Origin of the sequence: Bacillus cereus group sp. BceL062 (assembly GCF_051780025.1) — a bacterium.
GTDB lineage: Bacteria > Bacillota > Bacilli > Bacillales > Bacillaceae_G > Bacillus_A > Bacillus_A toyonensis.
In genome coordinates this window covers 49,571-75,949 of the sequence record NZ_JBPWGY010000008.1, presented here as the reverse complement: position 1 = coordinate 75,949, position 26,379 = coordinate 49,571, and the positions used below count along the sequence as shown (strand labels likewise).

Sequence of the window (26,379 nt, the reverse complement as noted above, 5' to 3'; positions counted from 1 at the left end):
TGACTAGGTACTAACAGTAGTATATAATCATTAAAAGTAGAATGCAACAAAAACTTTTGCAGACTACTTTTAATCGAGCTTCTCTCCCTGGAACACACCTGTTCCGTCAAGATAAGTACGCAACGAAGCATACTGATCATTATGCCAAAACGCTTCTGAATCAACTAGTATCGCCGCATCTTGTCTCGCTGTTTCTAACGCCCGATAATCATGTACCATATCAGCAACCTTAAATTCTGGTAAACCACTTTGCTTACTTCCAAAGAAATCCCCAGGACCTCGTAACTCTAAATCTTTTTCTGACAATACAAATCCATCATTTGTTTCAGTCATAATACGCACTCTTTCTTTTCCAGTTTCTGATTTCGGGTCTGCAATTAATAAGCAATATGATTGTTCACTACCACGCCCAACACGCCCCCTGAGCTGATGAAGCTGCGATAAACCGAAACGCTCCGCGTCATAAATAACCATAACAGTCGCATTTGGTACATTCACACCTACTTCAACAACTGTTGTCGAAACAAGAATTTGCACTTTATTTTCACTAAACTGTCCCATTATCTCTTCTTTTTCTTGAGATGATAGTCTCCCATGCATTAATCCAACTTGGCACTTACCTTGATAATGATGAGTCAGCATACTATGTAAATCGATAGCATTTTGTACATCAAGTTTCTCAGACTCTTCAATAAGAGGACAAATAACATATGCCTGTCTTCCTTTTTTTATCTCTTTCTCCACAAAGCCGAGAACACGGTCTAACATATCATGTTTTGCCCAATACGTTTCGATTACCTTTCTACCAGCTGGCATTTCATCGATAATAGAAACGTCCATCTCTCCAAATGCCGTAATAGCTAACGTTCGCGGAATTGGGGTTGCCGTCATAAACAATACATCTGGACTTTCACCTTTCTCACGTAAAACCCGGCGCTGCGCTACACCAAATCGATGCTGTTCATCGGTAATAACGAGACCTAACCTATGAAATATAACTTCATCTTGAATTAAAGCGTGCGTCCCAACAAGGATATCTACTTCTCCCTGCTCTAATCTCGCCAAAATTTCCCGACGTCTCGCACCCTTAACCGAACTCGTTAACAGTTCAACCGTCATACCGAAATGAGAAAACGTCTCCGCAAGCGACTGATAATGTTGTTCGGCTAAAATTTCTGTAGGAACCATTAAAGCACCTTGATAATGAGCTAATTTTGCGGCATAGAGACCAATCGCAGCAACAACTGTTTTCCCAGAACCAACGTCACCTTGCAACAGCCTGTTCATCCGATAAGGAGATGTCATATCCTTTAAAATTTCATCTACAACCCGGCGCTGTGCACCAGTTAACGGAAACGGAAGTGCATCGATAAATTCTTGTAATTCTGTTGACGGGATTTCCTTCTTCGTACCTTTTGAATTTTCTCTCTCCATTTTCCTTAGTGTTTGCATTTTTAGCTGAAATAAGAAAAACTCCTCATATACAAAACGGCGACGAGCTTGCTTTAAATCTTCTTGCCCTACCGGAAAATGCAACGCCCTGAGTGCTTCATAACGTGGTAATAATTTATACCGATTTAACAAACCATCTGGTAGCACTTCGACTATAGAATCTCCATACTCCTTTAGCGCTTGTGCAATAAAACGGCGCATTTGTTTTACTGTAAGCTTTCCTTTCACTGAATATACAGGCTCTACTTCTTGTTGACGAACAACCGGTCCAAAATGAAGCTCTGATACAGCAATTGTTTGACGATGTTGATCCCATTTACCAGTAATCGTTACCGTTTCATCCAAATTTAACTTTTGCTTATAGTAAGGTCTATTAAAACATACAGCCGTAATTAAATAACGACCGACGAGAACACGAACTGTAAGACGTGATTTTTTCTTACCATAGTATTGTAGTAACGGAGCACTATGAACTTTCCCTTCAACTGTTACACGCTCATCATGCTTTACTTCAGCAAGATCTTTCATCGCATAATCTTCATAACGGTACGGAAAATGCTCTAATAGATGAGAAACTGTATAAATTCCCATCTCGTGTAGTAATTCAGATGTTTCTCCTCCGATTCCCTTTACATCTGTAACAGGAACTTGTACAACTTCATTCAAGATTCTCACACTCCGTCACATTATTTTCTTTGTTACACTCTATTTGAGTATCAATTAACATCTGCAATCGCTATCTTTCACCTTATATATTCTATCATAGGCATTCTAAGAGAAACTACTCAAATCCCTTATATACACAACAAGTAAAAAAGAGCCTCACTATTAGCAGCAAGGCTCTTTTCTTTATTCCATATGCTAGCCTTTTGAATAAAAACTAGTAATAACGTTCACATTACTACTTCTGATCCATTAGCAAGTAAGTGATCCATTTATTTTCAAAACGAATCTTTTTTATTCTACAGAGAAGATGAAAGAATACACTGGTTGATTCCCAGCATGCACTTCTACTTCAGCATCTTCAAATTTCTCTTCTACAAATGCAACTAACTCAGCTACTTCTTCATCAGTTGCATCTTCACCTTGTAGAATCGTTACGATTTCAGACTCTTCATCAATCAATGCTTCTAATAATTGCTTTGCAGCTCCTACTTTTTCAGCATTTGTTGATACGATTTTTCCATCTGCAATGCACATGAAATCGTCTTTTTGAATTGCTACACCGTCAATTTCCGTATCACGAACAGCATACGTAATTTGACCCGTTTTCACATGAGATAAAGCTTCTTTCATGTTTTCTTCATTTTCTTCCAACGTTCCAACTGGATTAAATGCTAACATTGCAGCCATACCTTGAGGAACTGTTTTTGAACGAATAACAATAACTTCTTGATCAACAACTGACGCTGCTTGTTCTGCTGCCATCACGATGTTTCCGTTATTTGGTAAGATGATGATTTTTTCAGCATTCGCCTCTTCAATCGCCTTCACAATATCCTCCGTACTCGGATTCATCGTTTGGCCACCTTCGATTACTTTCGTTGCACCAATGCTCTCAAATAAAGTTTTAATACCAGATCCCATAGCTACAGTTACGATACCATATGGTTGTTTTTCTTTCGATTGAGTTGTTTGCTCAGGAACCATAGTAGGTTCATCTAATAAAGCGGTATGCTGTTCACGCATATTTTCTACTTTAATCTTAATTAAACTACCATAGCGTTGCCCATAATTCATAGGATCTCCAGGATGTTCCGCATGAATATGAACCTTAACAACCTCATCATCTGATACAACAAGTAGTGAATCTCCGTATACACTAATATCTTCACGGAATTTTTGTTCAGAGAAATTATGTTCCTTCATTTTTTCAGGCTCTAATTTCACCATGAATTCCGTGCAATATCCATACTTTATATCTTCTGTACTCAATTGGCTTTGTACACTACGGTGATGTTCTGCGCGTACCATGTCATTCATAGATGGTTGGGCAGACACATCAGAAGAAATTGTTTCTCCTTTTAAGTCAGCTAAAAATCCTTCATATACAACAACAAGACCTTTACCACCGCTATCTACAACGCCAACTTGTTTTAATACAGGTAATAAATCTGGCGTACGATTTAACGATGCATTGGCTTCTTTCACAACGTCTTCCATAAACAAAACAAAGTCGCGCTGTTTTTTCGCAACTGTCACTGCATATTTACCCGTTTCTCTTGCAACCGTTAAAATCGTTCCTTCAATCGGTTTCATAACCGCTTTGTAAGCCGCTTCTACCCCAGCATCTAAAGCTGCAGCAAAATCAACTGTTGTTAATTCTTCTTTTTGTTCAATGGATTTTGAAAAACCACGGAATAACTGAGATAAAATAACGCCAGAGTTACCACGAGCTCCCATTAATAATCCTTTGGCTAAACTTACACCGACTTTACCAGCGTGCTGTGAAGGATTTGCTTTCACTTCACGTGCGCCTGAAGTCATTGATAAGTTCATGTTTGTACCGGTATCGCCATCTGGAACTGGAAATACGTTTAATGCATCAACAAGCTGAACATTATTTGTTAAATTATTCGCTCCTTGCATGATCATTTGTGATAAACGTTTCCCATCAATTTTTTGAATTGACACAGATTTTCCTCCTTAATGCACATTACAAGTTTATTACTTTAACTCCTTGTACGTAGATGTTTACAGAATCTACTGCTAGTCCTACAGTTTGATCTAATGTATATTTCACTTTCGTCTGCACGTTATGTGCTACTTCTGAAATTTTCGTACCATAGCTCACAATAATATACATATCAATATGTACTTCATCTTCATCTTTACGAACAATAACACCTCTAGTGAAGTTTTCTTTTCGTAAAATGTCTGTTAATCCATCTTTTAACTGATTTTTTGATGCCATACCTACGATACCGTAGCAATCTACCGCGGCACCTCCAGCAATTGTTGCAATTACATCTGTACTAATATCAATTTGACCGTACTTCGTTTTAATTTCAATTGACATCTCGTTTCCCCCTTCATAAATGGTGAAAGTGAGCTAGACTACTTTAGTTACTATCATATAATCTTTTCAAAGAAAATTCCATCGTTCTTTCTTTTCACTCTCATATTTTATGTTTTATACTACACTTTTCTATGATGAGCAAAATAGTCCATTGTTATTATACAACATGTACCACTATAATATGTCAAGCAAATTTTCTTGATTTCAACTTTTCTTCACTTACATATAGTGTCAAGTAATTTTTCTTGATTTCTTTTTTCTACAGTGTTGCATTCTCTTTTTAGTTGTGTTAAATTATAGTAGTGTTTTTAGCATCGCAAAAAAGACTAACATTGAAAAATTACGTATGGTAAGGTGTCAAGGGAGGGAAATATAAATGGCTCGTGTTTGTGCTATCACTGGAAGAAAAGCTCGTTCTGGTAACTCTCGTTCTCACGCAATGAACGCTACAAAACGTAAATGGGGCGCTAACCTTCAAAAAGTTCGCGTACGCATCGACGGTAAAGTTCAACGTGTTTACGTTTCTGCTAGAGCATTAAAATCTGGCAAAATCGAACGTGTTTAATAATAAAAAAAAGAGCCGCTAGGCTCTTTTTTTACTATACCAATGGAAAAAGCACCTATTATCGGTGCTTTTTTTAGTCTTTTTTGAAGGTGTTTAACATCGCACGAACAATTCCACCAAGAAATTTAGGTAACTTAATTGTATAAAATCTCATGGTTTCCCTCCTAATCCCCTTTACTCCACTTGCCCACTATATGATGCAAGGAGCAAAATTGTTTCTTCAATCAGTGCTTCTTATCATCATTAATATGCCAGATGCGAATGAAAAAGTACCTTTTTCCTCAATGAGTTCATTACTAATACAAAGTGTCGATCCCCACTCTATCGTTTTATTAGTAAGAGGGTACTTAAATCCTTGTAGTGTAATACCTTCTACACTTTCAGTAACTGGCACAAATGATACATAGGGGAAATTTTTATTTATTCCAATTGTATATGTACCAACTTTTTTCACCATTATTTCATTTTTATTATCCACAATACACATTTCCACTTTTGCTTCTAAACCCTTTAAAAGCATCTGTATATTTGCTAAACCATGATCCAACCGCCCACCAGTTGCACCAAAAATACGAATTAATTTGGGTTTCTGTTCTAAAGCCCAACTAATTGCAATCTCTAAATCCGTTTGATCTTTTTCTCGTGGAACAATATGTAATTCATCTGTTTGCTGTCCCATCCATACTAATTCTTCTTCAGTTACTGAATCGTAATCTCCGAACGCAACAGATGGAGTAATCCCTCTTTTTAGTAAATGGTACACTCCTCTATCAACCGCCGCCCACACTACTTCTTCATTTTCATATCGAGAAAAATCTGCGCAATATTCTGCAGGGCCTCCTGCTAAAATATGAATAATCATTTTTCCTTCCCCTTCTATTGTAAAAAGGCAATCTGCCATTCGGTAGATTGCCTTTTTACATATTTTTCGCTCTATCCTGTCTAAATAGTGAAGTCTTACTAAACCCGAAACTTCACTAGGATAGGGATCTGTTCATTCATTATCCACGAATGATACGGATCGCTTCACCGCGGTCTTTTTGATTGTATACCGCTGATCCAGCTACAAGTACATTTGCTCCTGCTTCAACACAAAGTCTTGCCGTTTCAGCGTTGACACCACCATCAACTTCAATTTCGACTTCTAGATTTCGCTCTTTAACCATTTCTGCAACTTGTTTAATTTTCGGTAATACAGAATGGATAAATTTCTGTCCACCAAATCCAGGATTCACCGTCATAAGTAATACCATATCTATATCTTCTAACACATGCTCAATCACCGAAACTGGCGTATGTGGATTTAATACAACCCCTGCTTTAATGCCATGAGATTTAATTAACTGAATTGTACGATGTAAATGAGGACACGCCTCTACATGAACAGTAATAATATCCGCTCCCGCTTTCGCGAAAGTTGGGATATAGTTATCAGGATTTTCAATCATTAAATGCACATCTAACGGTAATGATGTAATCGGACGGATCGCTTCTACAATTAATGGCCCAATCGTAATATTCGGTACAAAATGCCCGTCCATTACATCGACATGAATGTAATCAGCTCCACCTTTTTCTACATCTTTAATTTCTTCCCCTAATTTTGAAAAATCTGCTGATAAGATCGATGGTGCAATTTTAATCATAACTAATACCTCGGCTTTCTCTCTCTAATTTCTTCTACGAATTGTTGGTAATTCTTATAACGATATTCTGTAATCTTTCCTTCTTCAACCGCAGCTTTCACCGCACATTTCGGTTCAGAAAGATGTGTACACCCTCTAAATTTACAGTATTGGCTCGCTTCTTTCAACTCAGGAAAACAATATGTAAGATCTTCTACCTCTATATCTATGAAATCAAGTGAACTAAAACCAGGTGTATCCGCAACAAGTCCACTTCCAACTGCAATTAATTCCACGTGTCTTGTCGTATGTTTTCCGCGTCCTAAATGTGAGGAAATATCATTTGTTTTTAGTTCTAAATCCGGACGTAATACGTTAAGCATTGAAGATTTCCCAACACCTGATTGGCCAGCAACGACAGAAACACAACCTTCTAAAAATGGTTTTAAAATAGCAATACTTTCCGATGTATTTATAGAAGTAAATAATACATCATAACCCATTTCACGATAATCATTTGCATAAGCTTCAACGGTTTCTCGCATCTTTTCATCCACTAAATCCATCTTACTAATACAAATAATCGGCTTAATGTTATGATATTCAATCAGCACTAAAAATCGATCTAACAGTCCAGGATTAAAATCTGGTTCTACTGCAGAGAAAACAAGGATTGCTTGATCCACATTAGCAATAGGAGGCCTAACAAGTTCATTTTTTCGATCAAATACTTCAAGCACGTAGCCTTCCGTTGGGTTATCTGCTTGAAAAACGACTTGGTCTCCTACAAGTGGTGTAATTTTATTTTTTCTAAATACACCACGCCCACGACATTGTGTAATCCCTTCTTCATGTTGTACATAATAAAATCCACTTAAAGCTTTTACAATTTTTCCTTCTGGCATATAATTCTCCTTTATTTTGTATAAAGTGAAGCTGTAATTAAAACGAATAGACTAGAGTTCTTTAAACAATTATTTTAAAACCCACCAATATATAACCAGGTTCATATATTTAATCTCTACCATCAATTCGAAATATTTTTTACAACAATATCACTTGTATAGCTTTTTGAGTCATATATTTTTGCCTGTTATACAGTCCACCTTGTAGACAGCATAACAGGCAAGGGTAATGCATTCCATTCTCTATAAAAAGAAAATGGAATTCACTATTATTGAGTTGGATATGGTACTTCCTTATCGATAATCGTTACTCCATCCCGTACGATTTTATAGTGACCCTTTGAGCCTTCTTGAATTACAAATTCTAAAGAAATTGTTGCCGACTCTGAAATCGTTCTAGTTTCAATTGGTCTATCCATCTTTTGTTGCATATCTTCTTTATAAATTTCTATTGTTTGCGGTTTTTTCTCACCTATTATAGAAGACTCATATGGGATAGAAATGTTATCCACCTTCACTGTTTTTGTTACTTTCGGCTTAGGGCCATTCGAGATGATAAGTGTCACTTTATCTCCTTCTTTTAACGGAGTTCCTGGTTTTGGCGATTGCGAAATTACAAGACCTTTATCAACCGTATCTGAATACTCTCGTTTTATATCTGGAGTTAATTTTCTCTCATTCAAATCACCAGTTGCACTATTTTCAGTCCATCTTGAAAAATCACCTGGTCTATTTTGATAAGGACCTTTACTTATCCAAACTTTCAGTTCTTGCTCCGCCTCTACAACCATTTGATCAGGTGTCGGTATTTGTTCTACAATTTCACCTTTTGGTTTATCATTTTCAATATAATTTTCAGTAACCTGTTTATATCTTTCTTCTAACTCGGGTTTTACACTCTCAAAGTTTTGACCTGTAAAATCCTTCATCTTACTTTTCTTTTTTCCACCTGATTGATAGATAGTAATTTTAGAACTTTCCTTCACTACTCTTCCTGCTACAGGATCAGTTTTTATTACATCTCCAGCTTCCACATCATCTGTATATACAATATTAGGTTCTGTCACTTCAAAACCTTTTTCTACTAATTTATTTACAGCTGTCGTATATTTCATACCAGCCACATCAGGAACTTTTACATCTTTCGGAATAAAGAATCCCGGAATAACAGTAAGAGCTAATGTTATTCCAATTGCTAAAAGTAAAAATGTCGTAATTAAAACCTTAATCCATTTATTACTTCGTTTTTTCTTCTTATCTAATTCAGTATGTTCTTTTCTTTTTGGTTCATCCACTTTACTTCCACTTAAAACAATCGTTTCATCAGTTACATTTTCAAATAATTGTTCTTGTTGGATAATTGGAATCGCTTTCGTCGCTTCCATATCTTCTGGTATGTAAAATGGCTGTTCATTAATTCGTTCTGGATATAAAGCCGTTTCAATATCTCGTTTCATCGCATTAGCAGATTGGTATCGATGGAACGGATCTTTAGCAGTTGCCTTTAATATAATATTCTCAACACTTTGCGGAATATTTTCATTCCATCTTCTTGGAGACGGTATTTCACTTTGTAAATGTTTTAAAGCTATTGCAACAGCAGATTCACCAGAAAACGGTTGTCTTCCTGTTAACAATTCGAACATAACAATACCAAGCGAATAAATATCTGATTGTTTATTTGCTATCCCGCCGCGCGCTTGTTCTGGTGATAAATAATGCACCGAACCAAGTACTGAATTTGTATGTGTAATAGTTGTTGCACTTGTAGCTGTCGCAATTCCAAAATCTGTTACTTTTACTACTCCATCAGCTCGAATTAAAATATTGTGCGGTTTTATATCACGATGCACAATTTCAAAATGATGAGCGTGTGCCATGGCGGATGTTAATTGCTCCATAATATCAAGAGCTTCCCCTATAGGTAACATCCCTTGCTCAATTATGTATTGCTTTAATGTTTGTCCAGGTACATACTCCATTACAAGATAATATATACCATCTTCTTCTCCAACATCATACATATTCACAATATTTGGATGCGACAACGTTGTAACAGATTGCGCTTCTCGATGGAAACGTTTAATAAACTCTTCGTTATTGGAATAGTCGAGTCTTAATATTTTCACCGCTACATCTCGGCCGAGTATGTCATCATGAGCTAAATATACATTGGCCATCCCTCCACCGCCAATCATTTTTAGCAGCTTATAACGGTCATTTAAGCGTTTTCCAATCAGCACGTTGCACTTCACCTACTTTCGTTTGTCGAATCCGCATAATCAATAAGAACAAGAGTAATATTATCCTCTCCACCACGATCATTCGCCAATTGAATGAGACTTTGCACCTTAGCTTCGAGCTGTTCATTTAACTGTAAAATTTGTTGCATATCAGTCATAGGGACTTTATTAGACAATCCATCAGAGCAAAGAAGCAATTGATCATCTTCTTCAAGTACCAATGTTTTAACATCTAATCCGACTTTTTCTTCTGTTCCTAGCGCTCTTAACAAAACATTTTTTTTCGGGTGGTATTCTGCATCTTCCTTTGAAATTTCACCATGTCTCACAAGTTCATTTACAAGTGAATGATCTTCCGTTACGAGCGACATTACTCCCTCTGATACCATATAACAACGACTATCTCCTATATGACCTATTGTTACAAAATTAGGCGTACAAATTGCTATGATAATCGTTGTTCCCATACCATCACACTCTACGTGTTGTTTAGAATATTCAAAAATGCGTTCATTAATAATTCCAACACTAGTATGTAACCACTCTTCTACTTTTTTAGGCTCATTCATATTATGCGTTTGCTTCCAATAATCATGGAATAATTGAATGGCCATCGAACTAGCTACATCGCCAGCTCGATGACCTCCCATTCCATCTGCTACTACCGCTAAAATATTTCCATCTAAATTGTGAAAAACTCCTGCACTATCTTCATTATGTTGACGAACTTTCCCTTTATCCGATAGAAACACGGCTTTCATCTCGTCACCTCGTCTCTTCTTTGCGCTCCTTCGCACGCAACTGACCGCAGGCAGCATCAATATCGTGACCTTGTTCACGGCGAATTGTTACATTCACTCCACGATCTTTAAGCGTTTTTTCAAATAAGAAAATTTGCTCACGTGGTGTTCGTACGTAATCACGTTCTGGTACGTAGTTAACCGGAATTAAGTTCACATGACACTTTACACCTTTTAAGAGCGCAGCAAGTTCTTCAGCGTGCTCAACTTGGTCATTTTCTCCTCCAAATAGTCCATATTCAAATGTAATACGACGCCCTGTTCTATTTACATAGTATTTAATAGCTTCCATTAAATCAGGTAGCTTATAAGCACGGTTAATCGGCATTAATTTTGAACGTAATTCTGAATTTGGAGCATGCAATGAAATCGCAAAATTAATTTGTAACTCTTCTTCAGCAAACTTGTAAATTTTCGGAATAATACCACTCGTCGAAACTGTCATATGTCTTGCACCAATATGAAGTCCTTTTTCATGGTTAGTGATGCGTAAAAATCCCATTAAATTATCATAGTTATCAAATGGTTCTCCAATTCCCATAACAACAAGAGAACTTACACGTTCTTCCGTTTCATCAAGCGCGCGTTGCACTTCTACTACTTGCGCTACAATTTCTCCAGCTTCTAGGTTTCGTTTTAACCCGCCAAGTGTAGAAGCACAGAACGTACAGCCAATACGACAACCAACTTGTGTTGTTACACAAATAGAATTTCCGTATTCATGTCGCATTAATACCGTTTCAATAGAATATCCATCATATAACTGGAATAAGAATTTAATCGTTCCATCCGAAGACGTTTGTTTTACTAACGTGTTTAAAGTAGTAATATCAAAGGAATTCGACAATTTATCACGCAATCCTTTAGAAAGGTTTGACATATCCTCATAATTTTTTACACGTTTTTTATATAGCCAGTCAAAAATTTGTCCAGCACGGAACTTCGGTTCTCCTTGTTCCTTTAACCAATCTTGCATTTCATGAAGTTGTAAAGAGTAAATTGATGGTTTTTTCGTTTCTACATTTTTCTTTTGTTTTTTTACAGTCGTTTCCATGATGCTACACCTTCTTCCTTAAACAAGCAATATAAAAGCCATCCGTTGCAAAATAATGCGGTAAAATTTGTACTTGACCTTCATTAATATACGGACTTAATTTTTCTGGCATACGTTCTTTTATCGTAGTATCCCATTCAAATTCAGGATGTTCTTTTAAAAATTTATCTATTACTTGTTCATTTTCTATTTTCTCAATTGTGCACGTACTATAAACAAGACGACCGCCTTGTTTTAATAATGGTGCTATCTTTTCTAATATCGCAAGTTGAATCGTCGATAATCTTTCACTATCGCCTTTATCTTTTCCTAACTTAATATCAGGTTTACGTCTAATTACCCCAAATCCAGAACATGGTGCATCTACTAATATTTTATCAAAAGTTTCATTTGCAAAGTGCTCTTGCACTTTTCTAGCATCTAACGCTTTTGTTTCTATATTTTCTAGACCAAGTCGCTCTGCTTGTTGTTTAATTAAACGCACTTTATGCGCGTGTAAATCAAGAGACATTACTTTACCAGTTCCCTTTAAACGCTCAGCTATATGCGTAGTTTTACCACCAGGAGCAGCACAACTATCAAGAACTGTCTCTCCCTCATTCGGTTCTAAAGCACGTGCAACAAGCATAGAGCTTTCATCTTGAATAGAAAGGAACCCTTTTTTAAACGCTTCTGTATGCGCTACATTCCCTCTTTCAATTTGAATTGCATCATCTGACAAATCGCCAGACTTTGCTTCTATTCCTTCACTTGCCAACAACTCAATTGCTTCTTCTACCGTTACTTTATCAACGTTCACACGTGCTGTAGGTACTGGTGGTAACATGTTTACTTCACACATTTTCTCTGCTGTCTCTAAACCATATTCAGATGCCCAATCTTGTACTAACCAAACTGGGTGACTCGTTGCAATTGCAAGACGTTCCACTGGATCTTTGATTTCATCTAATGAAGGTACACCTTCTCGCTGAATTGAACGCAATACTCCGTTCACCATGCCTGAAATCCCTTTATGCCCACGACGCTTTGCTATTTCAACCGCTTCATGAATAGCCGCTCTTTCTGGCACTCGGTCCAAATATATCATTTGATATAAAGATAAGCGAAGCAACACTCTTACCCACGCCTCAACCTTCTTTTTTAAAAAGGGCTGTAAATAATAATCTAATGTGTCACGACGTTGAATCGTTCCATATACAATTTCAGTTAATAAACCAATATCTTTTCTATCAATTGCATTTTTTTCAATTAGATTATTTAAAAGTAAGTTACTATATGCACCACTTTTTTCTACTTGAATTAAACCATCAAGAGCTAATTCACGAACATTTTGTCTCATGCATTTTCTCCTAACTTCGTGCCAATTTCAGGTTTTGTCCCACGTAAAAATTGTGAACAACTCATACGCTTTTTACCCGACGGTTGCAATTCAGTAATTTTAACACCTGTTTCATTCCCTGTTGCAACAACAAATCCATCTTCTTCAAGACCAACTATTGTACCTGGTTCAGCTTTCGCTTCTAGAGAAACTTTCTCTCCCCACCATACTTTAACAACTTGTTCTGCTAAAGTCGTATATGCAACTGGCCATGGGTTCAATCCGCGAATGTGATTGTATACTTCTTCACCTGTTTTTGTCCAATCAATTTTCTCTTGCTCACGTTTTATATTATATGCGAATGTCACTTCATCTTCATTTTGTTTAATCGGTTCTAACTTACCTTGAATTAATAAAGGTACTGTTTTAGATAGAAGATGTGCACCGGCTTCACTTAACTTATCAAATAACGAGCCCGTCGTTTCACGCTCTTCAATTTCCACTTCCACTTGCGTTAAAATATCACCAGCGTCTAATTTTTCTACCATATACATAATTGTAATTCCTGTTTTTTCTTTACCTTCCATAATTGCATAATGAATCGGTGCACCACCGCGTAGTTCTGGAAGTAAAGAGGCATGGACATTAATACATCCGTACTTTGGCGCTTCTAAAATTTCGTTTGGTACAATCTGACCGAACGCAGCTGTTACAATTAAATCCGCCTCTAATGCTAATACTTTTTCATATTCGTCTTTTTCACGAATTTTCAGTGGTTGTAACACCGGAATACCATGTTTCTCCGCTTCAACTTTAACAGGTGTAGGTGTTAATACTTTTTTTCTACCTACCGGACGATCTGGTTGCGTCACAACACCTACTACATCATAGCCATCTTCGATAAGACGACGAAGCACCGGCACTGAAAAGTCCGGTGTTCCCATAAATACTACTTTAATCATTTAAAAACCGCTCCTTTTAACACCTATTCTAATTCGTTTTCTTCATAATATCTTGTCACTTTCGATGTAAATAGAACACCGTGTAAATGATCGATTTCATGTTGAATTGCACGCGCTAAAAATCCTTCCGCTTCTAATAAAAACACTTTACCTCGGCGATTCTGTGCTCTTACTTTAATATAATCTGCACGTTCCACTTCACCATAAAGTCCCGGGAAGCTTAAACAGCCTTCGGGACCTACTTGTTCACCACGTTTTTCTAATATTGATGGATTGATTAACTCGATTTTCCCAGTATCATCATCGACATCAACAACTGCTACTTGCAAGCTTACCCCTACTTGAGGTGCAGCTAAACCGACTCCGTCCGCCATTAACATTGTTTCATGCATATCTTTCAACAATTTCACTAACTTTTTATCAAAGTTAATTACTCTTTCACATGGTGTTTCTAACACTTCATTTGGATGCTTTACTATTTCTAAAACTGCCATATTTCCCTCCGCTACATTAACATTGTTGGATTAAAATCAATTGAGATTTGTAGCTCTTTTTGCATTTCTGCTTGATAATGTTCATTTACCATTTTGAGCACGTTCTTTAAGTTTGGTTCCCGTTTGTATTTTATCATGCATTGGTAACGATATCTATCTTTTATCCTTGGAATTGCTGAAGCAACTGGCCCTAACACCATCGTTTGCTGCGAACAATGCATTCGTAAATGACCGACAATTTTTTCCGTCACTTGCACTGCCTTTAATAATTCTGGATGAGATACCGTTACAAGTACAACATAGTAATAAGGTGGATATTGTCTTGTTCGTCTCATTTGCATTTCTTGGTCAAAAAACACATCATATTGCTGGTTCTTTGCTAACTCTATACTATAATGTTCTGGCGTATACGTTTGAATTACAACTTCCCCTGGCAATTCATGTCTACCTGCCCGTCCACTTACTTGCGTCAATAATTGATATGTTTTTTCACTCGCCCGAAAATCAGGTAAGTGAAGCATCGTATCTGCAGTTAAAACACCAACGAGCGTTACTTTCGGAAAATCAAGTCCTTTGGCGATCATTTGTGTCCCAAGTAATATATCTGCTTTCTCTTCACCAAATGCCTTTAATAACTTCTCATGCATTCCTTTGCGACTTGTCGTATCTACGTCCATTCGAATGACTCGCGCTTCTGGAAATAGTTTTGTAATTTCTTCTTCTACTTTTTGTGTGCCTGTACCAAAGAAACGAATATATGTACTTTGACAAGCTGGACACGCAGTTGGCATATTCTCCTCATAACTGCAATAATGACATTTTAAACGATGGTTCATTTTATGATACGTCAGCGAAATATCACAATGTGGACATTGTACAACATACCCGCAATCACGACACATCACAAATGTTGAATGACCTCTCCTATTTAAAAAGAGAACCATTTGTTCTTTCTTTTCTAGTCGATCTGCTATTTTTTCATGCAACGCCTTCGAAAACATCGATCGATTCCCGTCGCGAAGTTCTTCACGCATGTCAACAATTTCTACTGTTGGTAAAGCTTGTTCGTTCATACGTTTTTCCATCGTTAATAGTTCATAAACACCTTTTGTCGCTCTTGCAAATGATTCAAGTGTAGGCGTTGCACTTCCAAGAACGATTGGACATTTATGATATTGCCCTCTCCACACCGCTACATCTCTTGCATGATACTTCGGGTTATCTTCTTGCTTATAACTCGATTCATGCTCTTCATCAATAATAATAATCCCTAAATTTTCAAAAGGAGCAAAAATAGCTGAACGGGCACCAACTACCACTTTCACTTCTTTTCTTAAAATCTTACGCCATTCATCATATTTTTCACCAACAGACAGTGCACTATGAAGAACCGCTACTTGCGAGCCAAATCTACCTTTAAAACGATCTACCATTTGAGGCGTTAGCGCAATTTCAGGAACGAGTACAATAGCTTCTTTTTCCTTCTTCAGCACCGCTGCTATAGATTGTAAATATACTTCTGTCTTTCCGCTTCCTGTAACACCATATAGTAAAAATGGATTGTAAGTTTCATTTGTAATTGATGATAAAATAGGTGTAATAACTTGCTTTTGTTCCTCTGTAAGTGGAAATGGTTTCGTTTGTTCAAAATCATCATCGTCATACGGATTCCGGTATACTTCCACATATTTTTCTGAGATTAGCCCCTTTTTAACAAGTGATTTTATTGGAGCATCTGTTATTTGTAGCTCTTCTGTTAACAATTTCAACGGTACACTTTTATAATTTTCCACAAAATAATAGAGTACATCTTGTTGTTTTTTACTTTTCAATTCAAATGCAGCTAATTCTAATTTATCTTCCGGCAACTCTGGCTGAACGACTCTTTGTTTCTTCTTCTGCACTTTATCTTTCACTTGATATACGACTTCCATCGTACCATTTTTAATTTCTTGTTGAATAGCGCGGTATAAATGTGGCTGCGCCTCAATAACTTCCCAATCGATTGCTTCCTTATCCTGAAATAAATACAGTATTGCAGGTGCTACTTCTTCTTGTTTACGAAGTTGTAGACGCTTTTTATACGTTGCTTTTATCGCTGTCGGAAGCATGACTTGAAATGCTGAAATCATATAACATAACGTTTCACTTGTAAGCCAATATCCAAGCTTTAATAATTCATCATTTAAAACCGGTGTTACATCTAATATTTCATGGATTGTCTTTAATTTCTTACTTTCCACGTCAACCGAATCTTTAATCTCAATAATAAAACCTTGCAATTTTCTTGGACCAAATGGAACTACTACACGCATTCCTGTCTGTACAATATCTTCCCATTTTCTAGGGATAATGTAATCAAACGGTCTATCTGTCTGACGGGCAGGTACATCAACAATTACACTTGCAAATTTCATAAACGATCATCTTCTAACATCATTTCAATTTGCTTTAATATTTCGCGAGCTACCTCTTTCTTCGTTAAAAGTGGCAACTCAATAACTTTTCCATCTTTTCTATACATTGTTACAATGTTCGTATCTGTGCCAAATCCAGCTCCTTGCGCTTTTACATCATTCGCAACAATCATATTCGCATTTTTCTCACGTAACTTTTTCGTTGCGTATTCCTCTACGTTTGTCGTTTCAGCAGCAAAACCGATAAGTAACTGTTTACCCTTCTTCTCACCTAGCGTTTTTAAAATATCTACCGTTCTCTCTAATTCAATTACAGCATCACCATTCTGCTTTTTCATTTTATTATCATGAACATATTTCGGGCGATAATCTGCAACAGCTGCTGTTTTGATGACAACATCTACATTTTGATAATGTTGAAGGACTGCTTCTAACATATCCTGCGCTGAATCCACTTGTATCGTTGTTACATGTAGTGGCGGATTTAATGCCGTCGGCCCCGAAACAAGTATGACATCAGCCCCTAAGTTCGCTGCTACTTCTGCAATCGCATACCCCATTTTTCCAGAAGAAAAATTCGTCATAAAACGAACTGGATCAATCTTTTCACGCGTCGGGCCAGCAGTTATTAACATTTTCTTACCTTGTAGTGGTTTTTGTTCCGTGAATGCTTCTTCTAACCGCGCAATAATTGCTTCAGGTTCCTCTAGTCTTCCCTTCGCTACATAACCACACGCTAAAAAGCCTTCCCCAGGCTCAATAAATGTATATCCTAACGTTTTTAACGTCATCATATTTTTTTGAACAATTTTATTTTCGTACATATGCACATTCATAGCAGGTGCAATCCATACTGGAGCTGTAGTAGCTAACAAAGTAGTTGTAATCATATCATCCGCAATACCACCAGCTAACTTCCCGATACAATTGGCTGTAGCAGGTGCAACAAGTACTACATCTGCCCAATCTGCTAAATCGATATGAGCAATAACAGCTGAGTCTTTCTCATCGAATGTATCTGTATATACATCATGACGAGAAAGTGCTTGGAATGTAAGAGGCGTAACAAATTTTATTGCCGACTCACTCATGATCACCTTTACAATAGCACCAGCTTGTGTCAATTTACTAGTTAACGCAGCCGCTTTAAAGACCGCAATGCCTCCTGTTACACATAGGAGTATCTTTTTCCCTTTTAGCATATGGCTCGTCCTCTTTCTTTTTCAAACTTATAATACTGAAACAGGTTTCTCAGCTCTTCAGTACCAATATTTCATCCTATCGTAAAAAAATAACAACCTACTTGTAAATAGGTTGTTACCGTTACATAGAAAATTATAAAGTCTATGTTTTAATTTGTCGAAAATAATATCTTAATCAATTATTTTGCCTTCGCTTGGTACATATTTTAACACTTCTACATCGATTTCTTCTAATGCTTTACCTACACATTTATGAGAAACAGGCTGTTCAATAACACAGTTGTTAGCAAGTTGCATTTCACGTGCACGCTTTGCAGCTACTGTTACAAGTGTATATTTAGAATCGATTTTTGTTAATAATGAATCAATTGATGGATTTAACATAATTATAGACCCTCCGTCATTTCTTTATAATATTTTGCTACTCTTTCGCGGCGGCAATGTTCACCAACCACAATTGCTTTAATTCTATCACAAGCTAATTCAACTTGATCATTTTCTACAACATAGTCGTAAGCGTCCATCATTTCGATTTCTTCTTTCGCTACAGTTAAGCGATTTTCAATAACATCTTCAGTTTCTGTACCACGGCCGACAATTCGGTTTTTTAGCTCAGATAAACTTGGGGGTGCTAAGAAAATAAATACACCTTCTGGGAAAGCTTTCTTAACTTGAATTGCTCCTTGCACTTCAATTTCTAAGAATACATCTTTTCCTTCTTGTAATGTTTTTTCAACATAGTCAATCGGTGTTCCGTAATAATTACCTACGAACTCCGCCCACTCAAGTAATTTTTCATTACGAATCATTTCCTCAAATTCTTCTCTCTCTTTAAAGAAATAATCCACACCATCTACTTCACCTTCACGCGGCTTACGTGTCGTTACTGAAATAGAGTATTGAAAACGTGTATCCTCATGGCTAAACAGCTCTTTTCGAACCGTTCCTTTACCAACCCCAGAAGGTCCTGAAAGAACGATGAGCAATCCTCTTCTACTTCTCATAAATATGTAAAACCTACCCTTCCTCACTTAAATCTTCTTTATTATTCAAACGATGTGCAATCGTCTCTGGCTGAATTGGACTTAATACAACATGCCCATCATCCATAACAATAACCGCCCTTGTTTTTCTCCCATACGTAGCATCTAGTAAAGCATTATGTTCACGTGCTTCCTGTACTGTTCGTTTAATAGGAGCTGACTCCGGACTTACAATAGCAATAATTCGATGAGCAGATACAATATTTCCGTATCCAATATTTAAAAACCGCATGGCCATAGTTTGCGCCTCCTAGTAAGTCTATCCGATTTCTCCACCACGTATAACTTTATATATTTTTTGAAAGCTACTCAATATTTTGTACTTGTTCACGAATTTTTTCAAGGTTATTTTTCATTTCTACAACATATTTTGAAATTGTTAAGTCATTTGCCTTCGAACCAATCGTATTAATTTCTCGATGCATCTCTTGCACGATGAAGTCCATTTTTCTTCCAACAGGCTCTTCAATCTGCAGTGTTTCACGAAATTGTTCTAAATGACTTTGTAAACGAACTAACTCTTCATGAATATCACAACGCTCTGCAAACATCGCGACTTCTGTTAGCAATCTTTGTTCGTCTAGATCTTGATTATGTAATTCCTTTAAGCGATTTTCTAATCGTTCACGATATTTTTGTGTAACAATCGGTGCATGTGGAATAATTGCATTTACACAATTGTGAATCTCTTGTAAACGATACGCCATATCTTTATGTAATCGTTCTCCTTCGCCATCTCTCATCGTTTTCAACATATGAGCAGCTTGGCGAACAGCCTCATATAAACTATTCTCAAATTGTTCATTTACGTTTTCTATTTCTTCAATTGCCGTTACTTCTGGCATTGCCATTAATTGCCCAAGTGTAATAGAATCTTGCAATTGAAATTTTCCTTTTATATCTTCCATCATCGATTGGTACTGCTTGAGAAGCGACCAATTCACACTTAATTTTCTTTCAACAAGCCCTTCACCCGTTATACTAATAGACACTTCAATGCGCCCACGTCGAACTTGCTGTGTGATTATTTTACGAATTTTGTCTTCAAATACCATCATTTGCTTCGGAAGTCGAATACTCATCTCAAGAAAACGGTGGTTCACCGATTTCATTTCTACTGTAATCTGAAAAGTATCACTTTCTACTTTCGACCTTCCAAACCCTGTCATACTAGAAATCATTTTTATCACATCCAAGCCATGAAATAACTCAATGAAAAAGGTAATAGAGACAAGGCTCTACTACCTTCTGTAAATTATATCACATTTTCATATCATTGACTATTTCAAGTTTAATCCCTTCTTATATAAAAGTGGCTTTTTCTCCTTACCCTTTTTCCTTGTTAATAAAGAACCTACTAATAAGAAAGTCGGAATTGATGACAAACCTCCAATTAACAACCAATCTCTTGCTTGTATTGGCATTGTACTAAAAATTGGTTGTAACGGTGGATAATAAATAACAACGAGCATTAACAACAATGAAATGATAACAGCCCCTACTAAATACACGTTCCCAAATGGATTGCGATGAAAGACAGAATGTTCACTTCGGCAATCAAATACATGAATAAGTTGTGCAAGTACCAAAGTCGCAAATGCTACTGTCTGTGCATATTTCAGTTCATTCGGATGTTGATTATATGCGATAATAAACGCTACTAACGTCACTGCTCCAATGAGGAACCCTCGACTTATAATTTTCCAGGCAAGCCCTCTGGCGAATACTCCCTCTTTCGGATGCCGCGGCGTTCTCTTCATCACATCTCCTTCCGCCTTATCCAAACCTAATGCCATCGCTGGTAAACCGTCGGTAACTAAGTTCACCCATAATATTTGAATTGGAACCATCGGCAATGGCAGTGCCAGTAACATCGCAAATAACATAACTAAAATTTCGCCGACGTTTGATGCTAACAAATATCGAATAAACTTTCGAATATTTTCGTATATGTTTCTACCTTCTTTAATCGCTGATTTAATCGTCGCAAAGTTATCATCTAACAATACAAGCGAAGAAGCTTCTTTCGCAACGTCTGTTCCTGTAATACCCATCGCTATCCCAATATCCGCTGTTTTTATAGCTGGTGCATCGTTTACTCCATCTCCTGTCATCGCTACTATATGCCCTTTATTTTGCAATGATTTAACAATTTTTAATTTATGTTCTGGTGATACACGAGCAAATACGTAAGTATCTTCTACAACATTTTCTAGTTCCTCTATATCCATATTTGCTAGCTCAACACCTTCCACCACACGACCTCCTGGTGGTAAAACCCCTAATTGTTCCGCAATCGCCATCGCTGTTACTTTATGATCTCCTGTAATCATCACTGTTCGAATACCAGCTTCTTTACACTCTTTTACCGCCTGCGCTACCTCTGGTCTTGGCGGATCGATCATACCTTGTATCCCGATTAACATAAAATCTTTTTCAACATCTCTCTCATGTTCAGTGGAATCTGTTACTTTTAATGGCTTAAATGCAACCGCAATTGTTCGAAGCGCTTGGCTACCTAAACTATGAATAGCCGCCTGTACTTCTTTTCTATATAACTCACTCATCGGTTGCTGCTTATCACCCCATAAGATTGTTTGGCTCATTTGCAGGAGGACGTCTGGAGCTCCTTTCGTAACAACAAACTTTTTCCCATCTCGATCACGGACAATAACACTCATCATCTTTCGAGTCGAATCAAATGGGAACTCACGAATAATCTCGAACTTCCCTTTCAGTGCATCACGTGTTATTCCCGCTTTCATTGCTGCAGCTACAAGTGCTCCCTCTGTTGGATCCCCATCTAATACATACACCTTTTTCTTTTGAATAATATTCGCATTGTTACATAGTGAACCGAATGTAAGTAGCTGATAAAGCGCTTTTGTCTTAGCTGGATTAACTTCTATTTCACCTTTCATAAAAGATCCATTAGGTTCATATCCTTGACCAGTCACTTTCCACAACTCTCCACCTGACCACATATGTGTTACCATCATTTTGTTTTGTGTCATTGTTCCTGTTTTATCAGAACAAATTACAGAAGCACAACCTAATGTTTCTACAGCTGGTAACTTTCTTACAATTGCTCTCTTTTTTATCATACGCTGTACACCAAGTGATAAAGCTACTGTAACGATTGCGGGCAATCCTTCTGGAATAGCAGCAACAGCTAAGGATACACCTGCTAAAAACATATGGTATACTTCATTCCCTTGATACACACCTGCTAATACAACGAGTGCTGTCAAAATAAGAGCTACAATAATTAATATTTTCCCGAGTTGCTCTAATCTTCTTTGCAGTGGTGTTTCCATTTGCTCTGCATTTTGCAACATATTTGCAATTTGGCCCATTGCGGTATTCATACCAGTCGCTACAACGACTCCTGTTCCAGATCCTCGCGTAATCATCGTACCCATAAAAGCCATATTTTTTTGATCACCAATTGAAACATCTTGCCCTTGCAATGCTTCTATCTTCTTTTGTACAGGTACTGACTCTCCTGTCAGGGCAGACTCTTCGATATATAAACTCGATGCCTCAACGAGACGGACGTCAGCCCCAATACGATCACCACTGGAAAATTTAATAACATCACCTAAAACAAGTGCTTTAGATGGTGCCTTTACCCACTTTCCATTCCTCATTACCGTAACTTGCGGGGCGGCTAGTTCTTTTAAAGCTTCCAATGATTTTTCAGCCTTTCTTTCTTGAAAAAAACCTAGAATACCATTGATAATAACAATGGCAACAATAGCTATAGAATCAATATATTCACCTAAAAATGCAGAAACAATTGTTGCTCCAAATAAAACAAGTACCATAAAATCTTTAAATTGTGCTAAAAATACCATTAGTGCAGAAGGCCTTTTTGCTTCTTCTAATTCATTTGTACCAAATTTCTTAATTCGCCCTTCTGCTTCTTTCTCTGTAAGTCCAACTTTTACGTTCGTATTCGTTCTTTCTTCCACTTCATGTGCCCGCATTCCATACCAGTTCATCCTACCATCGACCTCCTGATTCCAGACATACTCTATTGAAAGCTTATTCAGCCTCGTCCAAAAAAATGCTATAATTAACTTTTAGTTAGAAAGGAGTGTTCATTTATGGCATTCGATGGATTATTTACAAGAGCAATTACACATGAAATTGCAAATTCTCTTTACACAGGAAGAATTTCCAAAATATATCAACCTTCAAAATACGAGATTTTATTACATATTCGAGCAAACGGAAAGAACCAAAAACTAATTCTTTCGTCTCACCCTACATATGCGCGTATGCACTTAACGAATCAAAACTACGATTCACCAGCAATACCGCCGATGTTTTGTATGCTTCTTCGTAAACATTTAGAAGGCGGATTTATTGAAAAAATTGAACAAATTGACTTAGAACGTATTATTCAAATTACAGTTCGCAGTCGGAATGAAATCGGAGACGAATCATTAAAAACATTAGTAATCGAAATAATGGGACGACACAGTAACATTATCTTAGTAGATACGAAAACAAATGTTATTTTAGATAGCTTAAAACACATATCTTTAGCGGTAAACCGCCATCGTACTGTATATGCTGGAGCTGAATATGTTGCCCCTCCAGCACAACATAAGGTTAATCCGCTTCTTATCGAAACAGCAGCTGATTTTATTAGACCGCTAGACTTTTTATCCGGAAACATGGACAAACAACTTGTCGGAGCATTTATGGGAATTTCCCCATTATTCGCAAAAGAAGTTGTAAAAAAAGCAGGTATGGCAAATGAAAAAGCATTATCTGAAGCGTTTTTCTCCATACAAAAACCATTACTAACTCATACATATTCACCAACAATGATTACTGCAAACGGAAAAGAATTCTTTTATCTTTTCCCTCTTACACACTTGCAAGGAGAAGAAAAAACATTCTCATCTGTTAGTGAATTGTTAGACCGTTTCTTTTTCGGAAAAGCGGAGCGAGACCGTGTAAAACAACAAGCTCATGATTTAGAACGCTTTATGCAAAACGAAAAAAACAAAAATGAGAAAAAACTTATTAAACTTGAAAAAACATTACAAGATGCTGGAAAAGCAGATAAATATCAACTATTTGGAGAGCTACTTACAGCCAATATGTACGCTTTGAAAAAAGGCGATAAAGATATTGAGGTCGTTAATTATTACGATGAAAATGGCGGTACTGTAAAAATCACATTAGATCCTTTAAAAACACCGTCTGACAATGCACAACGCTATTTCCAAAAATACCAAAAAGCAAAAAAATCAGTTGTTGTGGTAGAAGAACAAATCGAAAAAACCAATGAAGAAATTCTTTATTTTGATAGCTTACTTCAACAAATGGAAGCTGCTTCTTCAAAAGATATTGAAGAAATTCGTGAGGAATTAGCCGAAGAAGGATATGTGCGTAATCGTAAGACGAAAAATGCAAAGAAAAAGCCTACAAAACCAGTATTAGATAAATATGTAGCTAGTGACGGTACAGAGATTTTCGTTGGTAAAAACAATAAGCAAAATGATTATTTAACAACGAAATTTGCCCGTCGGGATGAAATTTGGTTACATACGAAAGACATACCTGGTTCTCACGTTGTCATTCGTTCTTTAGAACCTGCTGAAGAAACTTTACTAGAAGCTGCAAAAATTGCCGCTTATTACAGTAAAGCAAAAGAGTCTAGCTCTGTACCTGTTGATTTTACAAAAATACGCCATGTGAAAAAACCGAGTGGTGCAAAGCTTGGATTCGTTACGTACGATAACCAACAGACAGTATATGTAACACCAGATGCTGACATCGTAATGAAATTAAAAGCGTAAATATAAAAAATGCGTTGCTAGATAGCAACGCATTTTTTATATTCATTCACATTCGTTCCTATATCCATTAACTAATTCACACTATCTTTCTTTTGTCATTTTATATATTGTCAAAAAGATTGACAGTGTCATTACGCATTTGTATAAATTTTTTTACAGTATGTATATAAAGTTCAACTCAAGTCAATGTTTTTATCCCCTACTAATTGCAATCTGAATTTTATTAACGGCACGCCTCCCACAAAATAGCTAGATAATCGTTTATTTTCCCTAATATATATTTTGGCACGCTATTTGCTTTATTCAATACTGTGAAAAGGAGGAATTAACATGACTTTAAAAATTGATAAAATCCAAAATCAACTACATCATTATGGACTTGACGGATTACTTATTACAAAAAAAGAAAATCGCCAATATGCAACAGGCTTTACAGGTAGTGCTGGTGTCGTCTTACTCTCTGCAGATCAAGCTGTTTTCATAACTGATTTTCGCTATGTAGATCAAGCCAAAGTACAAATAAAAGACGCGGAAATCATTATGCATAAAGGGAATTTGGAAGAAGAAGTTGCCAATCAAGTATCCAGATTAAACATTCAAAAACTTGGAATTGAAGAAAATAACATGACATTGCAACAATATAAAAACTTACAAAAATACGTACATGCGGAAATGATTCAAGTGTGCGAAATCATCGAAAATATTCGTATTATTAAAGACACGCCTGAAATAGAAACAATGAAAATTGCAGCTACTATTGCTGACGAAGCATTTCACCACATCATTACCTTTCTAAAACCAGGAATAAGTGAAACTGATGTACGAGATGAGTTAGAATTTTTCATGCGAAAAAGAGGAGCTACATCTTCATCATTCCAAATCATTGTAGCTTCTGGCGTTCGTTCTTCTCTTCCTCATGGCGTTGCATCAAATAAAATAATCGAACGAGGCGATATCGTTACATTAGACTTCGGTGCACTTTACGACGGATATTGTTCCGATATAACACGTACTGTAGCGATCGGAGAACCGTCAGAAGAATTCAAAAAAATATACAATGTTGTACGAGAAGCATTAAAACGTGGAACTGAAGCAATTAAGCCTGGAGAAACTGCGAAAAGTATCGATGATGTAACGAGAGATTACATTACAGAACATGGATACGGTCAATACTTTGGCCACTCTACCGGGCACGGTCTTGGGTTAGAAATACACGAACCGCTTCGCCTATCCCAAGAAAGTAAGGCAACTTTACAAGAAGGTATGGTTGTTACAGTTGAGCCGGGCATTTACATACCAAACTGGGGCGGTTGTAGAATTGAAGACGATATCGTCATTACAAAAGAAGGCTATGAAGTTATTACAAAATCAAATAGAGAACTAATTGTTATCCCTTGTTAAAATCATGGCCCTTTTTAAAAGGAGTTTTTCTCTACACATAGAATTCCTTCTCTGGAGTAT

At 36.8% G+C, this 26,379-nt stretch carries 23 protein-coding genes; 3 read left to right on the top strand and 20 right to left on the bottom strand.

Annotation, left to right across the window (positions count from 1 at the left end):
- Positions 1-69: 69 nt before the first annotated feature.
- The 3 genes from recG to ACS2MN_RS19030 all read right to left on the bottom strand — a co-directional run bounded on the left by recG (position 70) and on the right by ACS2MN_RS19030 (position 4,471).
- Positions 70-2,118, bottom strand: a complete 2,049-nt coding sequence (gene recG / locus ACS2MN_RS19040; RefSeq protein ID WP_346994734.1) for an ATP-dependent DNA helicase RecG — start codon at positions 2,116-2,118, stop codon at positions 70-72.
- Positions 2,119-2,409: 291 nt separating this feature from the next.
- The gene (locus tag ACS2MN_RS19035; protein WP_000027119.1) at positions 2,410-4,086 is read right to left on the bottom strand and encodes a DAK2 domain-containing protein; all 1,677 of its coding nucleotides are present in this window, start codon (positions 4,084-4,086) and stop codon (positions 2,410-2,412) included.
- A gap of 22 nt (positions 4,087-4,108) precedes the next feature.
- Positions 4,109-4,471: an Asp23/Gls24 family envelope stress response protein gene (locus tag ACS2MN_RS19030; RefSeq protein WP_000021109.1), complete on the bottom strand. Its 363-nt coding sequence runs from the start codon at positions 4,469-4,471 to the stop codon at positions 4,109-4,111.
- Positions 4,472-4,847: 376 nt separating this feature from the next.
- On the opposite strand from ACS2MN_RS19030, the gene rpmB reads away from it, so the two are divergent.
- On the top strand, positions 4,848-5,036 hold the full coding sequence (rpmB, locus tag ACS2MN_RS19025) for a 50S ribosomal protein L28 (RefSeq protein WP_000124776.1): 189 nt from the start codon (positions 4,848-4,850) through the stop codon (positions 5,034-5,036).
- A 73-nt stretch (positions 5,037-5,109) separates the two neighbouring features.
- Here the strand turns inward: rpmB and spoVM are convergent, their stop codons facing one another.
- From spoVM to ACS2MN_RS18940, 17 genes are all read right to left on the bottom strand, one after another.
- Positions 5,110-5,190, bottom strand: a complete 81-nt coding sequence (gene spoVM / locus ACS2MN_RS19020; RefSeq protein ID WP_001213599.1) for a stage V sporulation protein SpoVM — start codon at positions 5,188-5,190, stop codon at positions 5,110-5,112.
- Positions 5,191-5,256: 66 nt separating this feature from the next.
- A complete protein-coding gene (locus tag ACS2MN_RS19015; RefSeq protein ID WP_002039429.1) occupies positions 5,257-5,937 on the bottom strand; it encodes a thiamine diphosphokinase in 681 nt (226 codons plus the stop codon).
- Between the two features lie 100 nt (positions 5,938-6,037).
- Complete coding sequence (gene rpe, locus ACS2MN_RS19010) at positions 6,038-6,682, bottom strand: ribulose-phosphate 3-epimerase (protein ID WP_000589965.1); 645 nt, start codon at positions 6,680-6,682, stop codon at positions 6,038-6,040.
- Positions 6,683-6,684: 2 nt separating this feature from the next.
- A complete protein-coding gene (gene rsgA, locus ACS2MN_RS19005) occupies positions 6,685-7,566 on the bottom strand; it encodes a ribosome small subunit-dependent GTPase A (protein ID WP_001113944.1) in 882 nt (293 codons plus the stop codon).
- A gap of 269 nt (positions 7,567-7,835) precedes the next feature.
- Positions 7,836-9,809: a serine/threonine protein kinase PrkC gene (prkC, locus tag ACS2MN_RS19000; protein WP_000904738.1), complete on the bottom strand. Its 1,974-nt coding sequence runs from the start codon at positions 9,807-9,809 to the stop codon at positions 7,836-7,838.
- Positions 9,810-9,817: 8 nt separating this feature from the next.
- On the bottom strand, positions 9,818-10,570 hold the full coding sequence (locus ACS2MN_RS18995) for a Stp1/IreP family PP2C-type Ser/Thr phosphatase (RefSeq protein WP_000648690.1): 753 nt from the start codon (positions 10,568-10,570) through the stop codon (positions 9,818-9,820).
- Between the two features lie 4 nt (positions 10,571-10,574).
- The gene (gene rlmN, locus ACS2MN_RS18990) at positions 10,575-11,663 is read right to left on the bottom strand and encodes a 23S rRNA (adenine(2503)-C(2))-methyltransferase RlmN (RefSeq protein ID WP_000450536.1); all 1,089 of its coding nucleotides are present in this window, start codon (positions 11,661-11,663) and stop codon (positions 10,575-10,577) included.
- Positions 11,664-11,667: 4 nt separating this feature from the next.
- Positions 11,668-13,002: a 16S rRNA (cytosine(967)-C(5))-methyltransferase RsmB gene (gene rsmB / locus ACS2MN_RS18985; protein WP_001249657.1), complete on the bottom strand. Its 1,335-nt coding sequence runs from the start codon at positions 13,000-13,002 to the stop codon at positions 11,668-11,670.
- Complete coding sequence (fmt, locus tag ACS2MN_RS18980; RefSeq protein WP_000598798.1) at positions 12,999-13,943, bottom strand: methionyl-tRNA formyltransferase; 945 nt, start codon at positions 13,941-13,943, stop codon at positions 12,999-13,001. Before fmt ends, rsmB begins: the two co-directional genes overlap by 4 nt.
- 23 nt (positions 13,944-13,966) lie before the next feature.
- Positions 13,967-14,437 carry a peptide deformylase gene (gene def, locus ACS2MN_RS18975; protein ID WP_000279472.1) on the bottom strand — a complete coding sequence of 157 codons (471 nt, stop codon included), beginning with the start codon at positions 14,435-14,437 and terminating at the stop codon, positions 13,967-13,969.
- 11 nt (positions 14,438-14,448) lie between these two features.
- On the bottom strand, positions 14,449-16,854 hold the full coding sequence (priA, locus tag ACS2MN_RS18970; protein WP_000666740.1) for a primosomal protein N': 2,406 nt from the start codon (positions 16,852-16,854) through the stop codon (positions 14,449-14,451).
- Complete coding sequence (coaBC, locus tag ACS2MN_RS18965) at positions 16,851-18,056, bottom strand: bifunctional phosphopantothenoylcysteine decarboxylase/phosphopantothenate--cysteine ligase CoaBC (protein WP_000911716.1); 1,206 nt, start codon at positions 18,054-18,056, stop codon at positions 16,851-16,853. The genes priA and coaBC overlap by 4 nt, the downstream gene beginning before the upstream one ends.
- A 171-nt stretch (positions 18,057-18,227) precedes the next feature.
- A complete protein-coding gene (gene rpoZ, locus ACS2MN_RS18960; protein WP_000933967.1) occupies positions 18,228-18,440 on the bottom strand; it encodes a DNA-directed RNA polymerase subunit omega in 213 nt (70 codons plus the stop codon).
- 2 nt (positions 18,441-18,442) lie between these two features.
- Positions 18,443-19,060 carry a guanylate kinase gene (gmk, locus tag ACS2MN_RS18955; RefSeq protein WP_001257739.1) on the bottom strand — a complete coding sequence of 206 codons (618 nt, stop codon included), beginning with the start codon at positions 19,058-19,060 and terminating at the stop codon, positions 18,443-18,445.
- Positions 19,061-19,073: 13 nt separating this feature from the next.
- Complete coding sequence (remA, locus tag ACS2MN_RS18950) at positions 19,074-19,337, bottom strand: extracellular matrix/biofilm regulator RemA (RefSeq protein ID WP_001251456.1); 264 nt, start codon at positions 19,335-19,337, stop codon at positions 19,074-19,076.
- A gap of 67 nt (positions 19,338-19,404) precedes the next feature.
- Positions 19,405-20,280, bottom strand: a complete 876-nt coding sequence (locus ACS2MN_RS18945; RefSeq protein WP_000625873.1) for a YicC/YloC family endoribonuclease — start codon at positions 20,278-20,280, stop codon at positions 19,405-19,407.
- 99 nt (positions 20,281-20,379) lie between these two features.
- Positions 20,380-23,103 carry a calcium-translocating P-type ATPase, SERCA-type gene (locus ACS2MN_RS18940; RefSeq protein WP_346994733.1) on the bottom strand — a complete coding sequence of 908 codons (2,724 nt, stop codon included), beginning with the start codon at positions 23,101-23,103 and terminating at the stop codon, positions 20,380-20,382.
- Between the two features lie 105 nt (positions 23,104-23,208).
- On the opposite strand from ACS2MN_RS18940, the gene ACS2MN_RS18935 reads away from it, so the two are divergent.
- Positions 23,209-24,918 carry an Rqc2 family fibronectin-binding protein gene (locus ACS2MN_RS18935; RefSeq protein WP_000863273.1) on the top strand — a complete coding sequence of 570 codons (1,710 nt, stop codon included), beginning with the start codon at positions 23,209-23,211 and terminating at the stop codon, positions 24,916-24,918.
- Positions 24,919-25,248: 330 nt separating this feature from the next.
- Positions 25,249-26,319: a M24 family metallopeptidase gene (locus ACS2MN_RS18930; RefSeq protein WP_000172782.1), complete on the top strand. Its 1,071-nt coding sequence runs from the start codon at positions 25,249-25,251 to the stop codon at positions 26,317-26,319.
- Positions 26,320-26,379 lie beyond the last annotated feature (60 nt).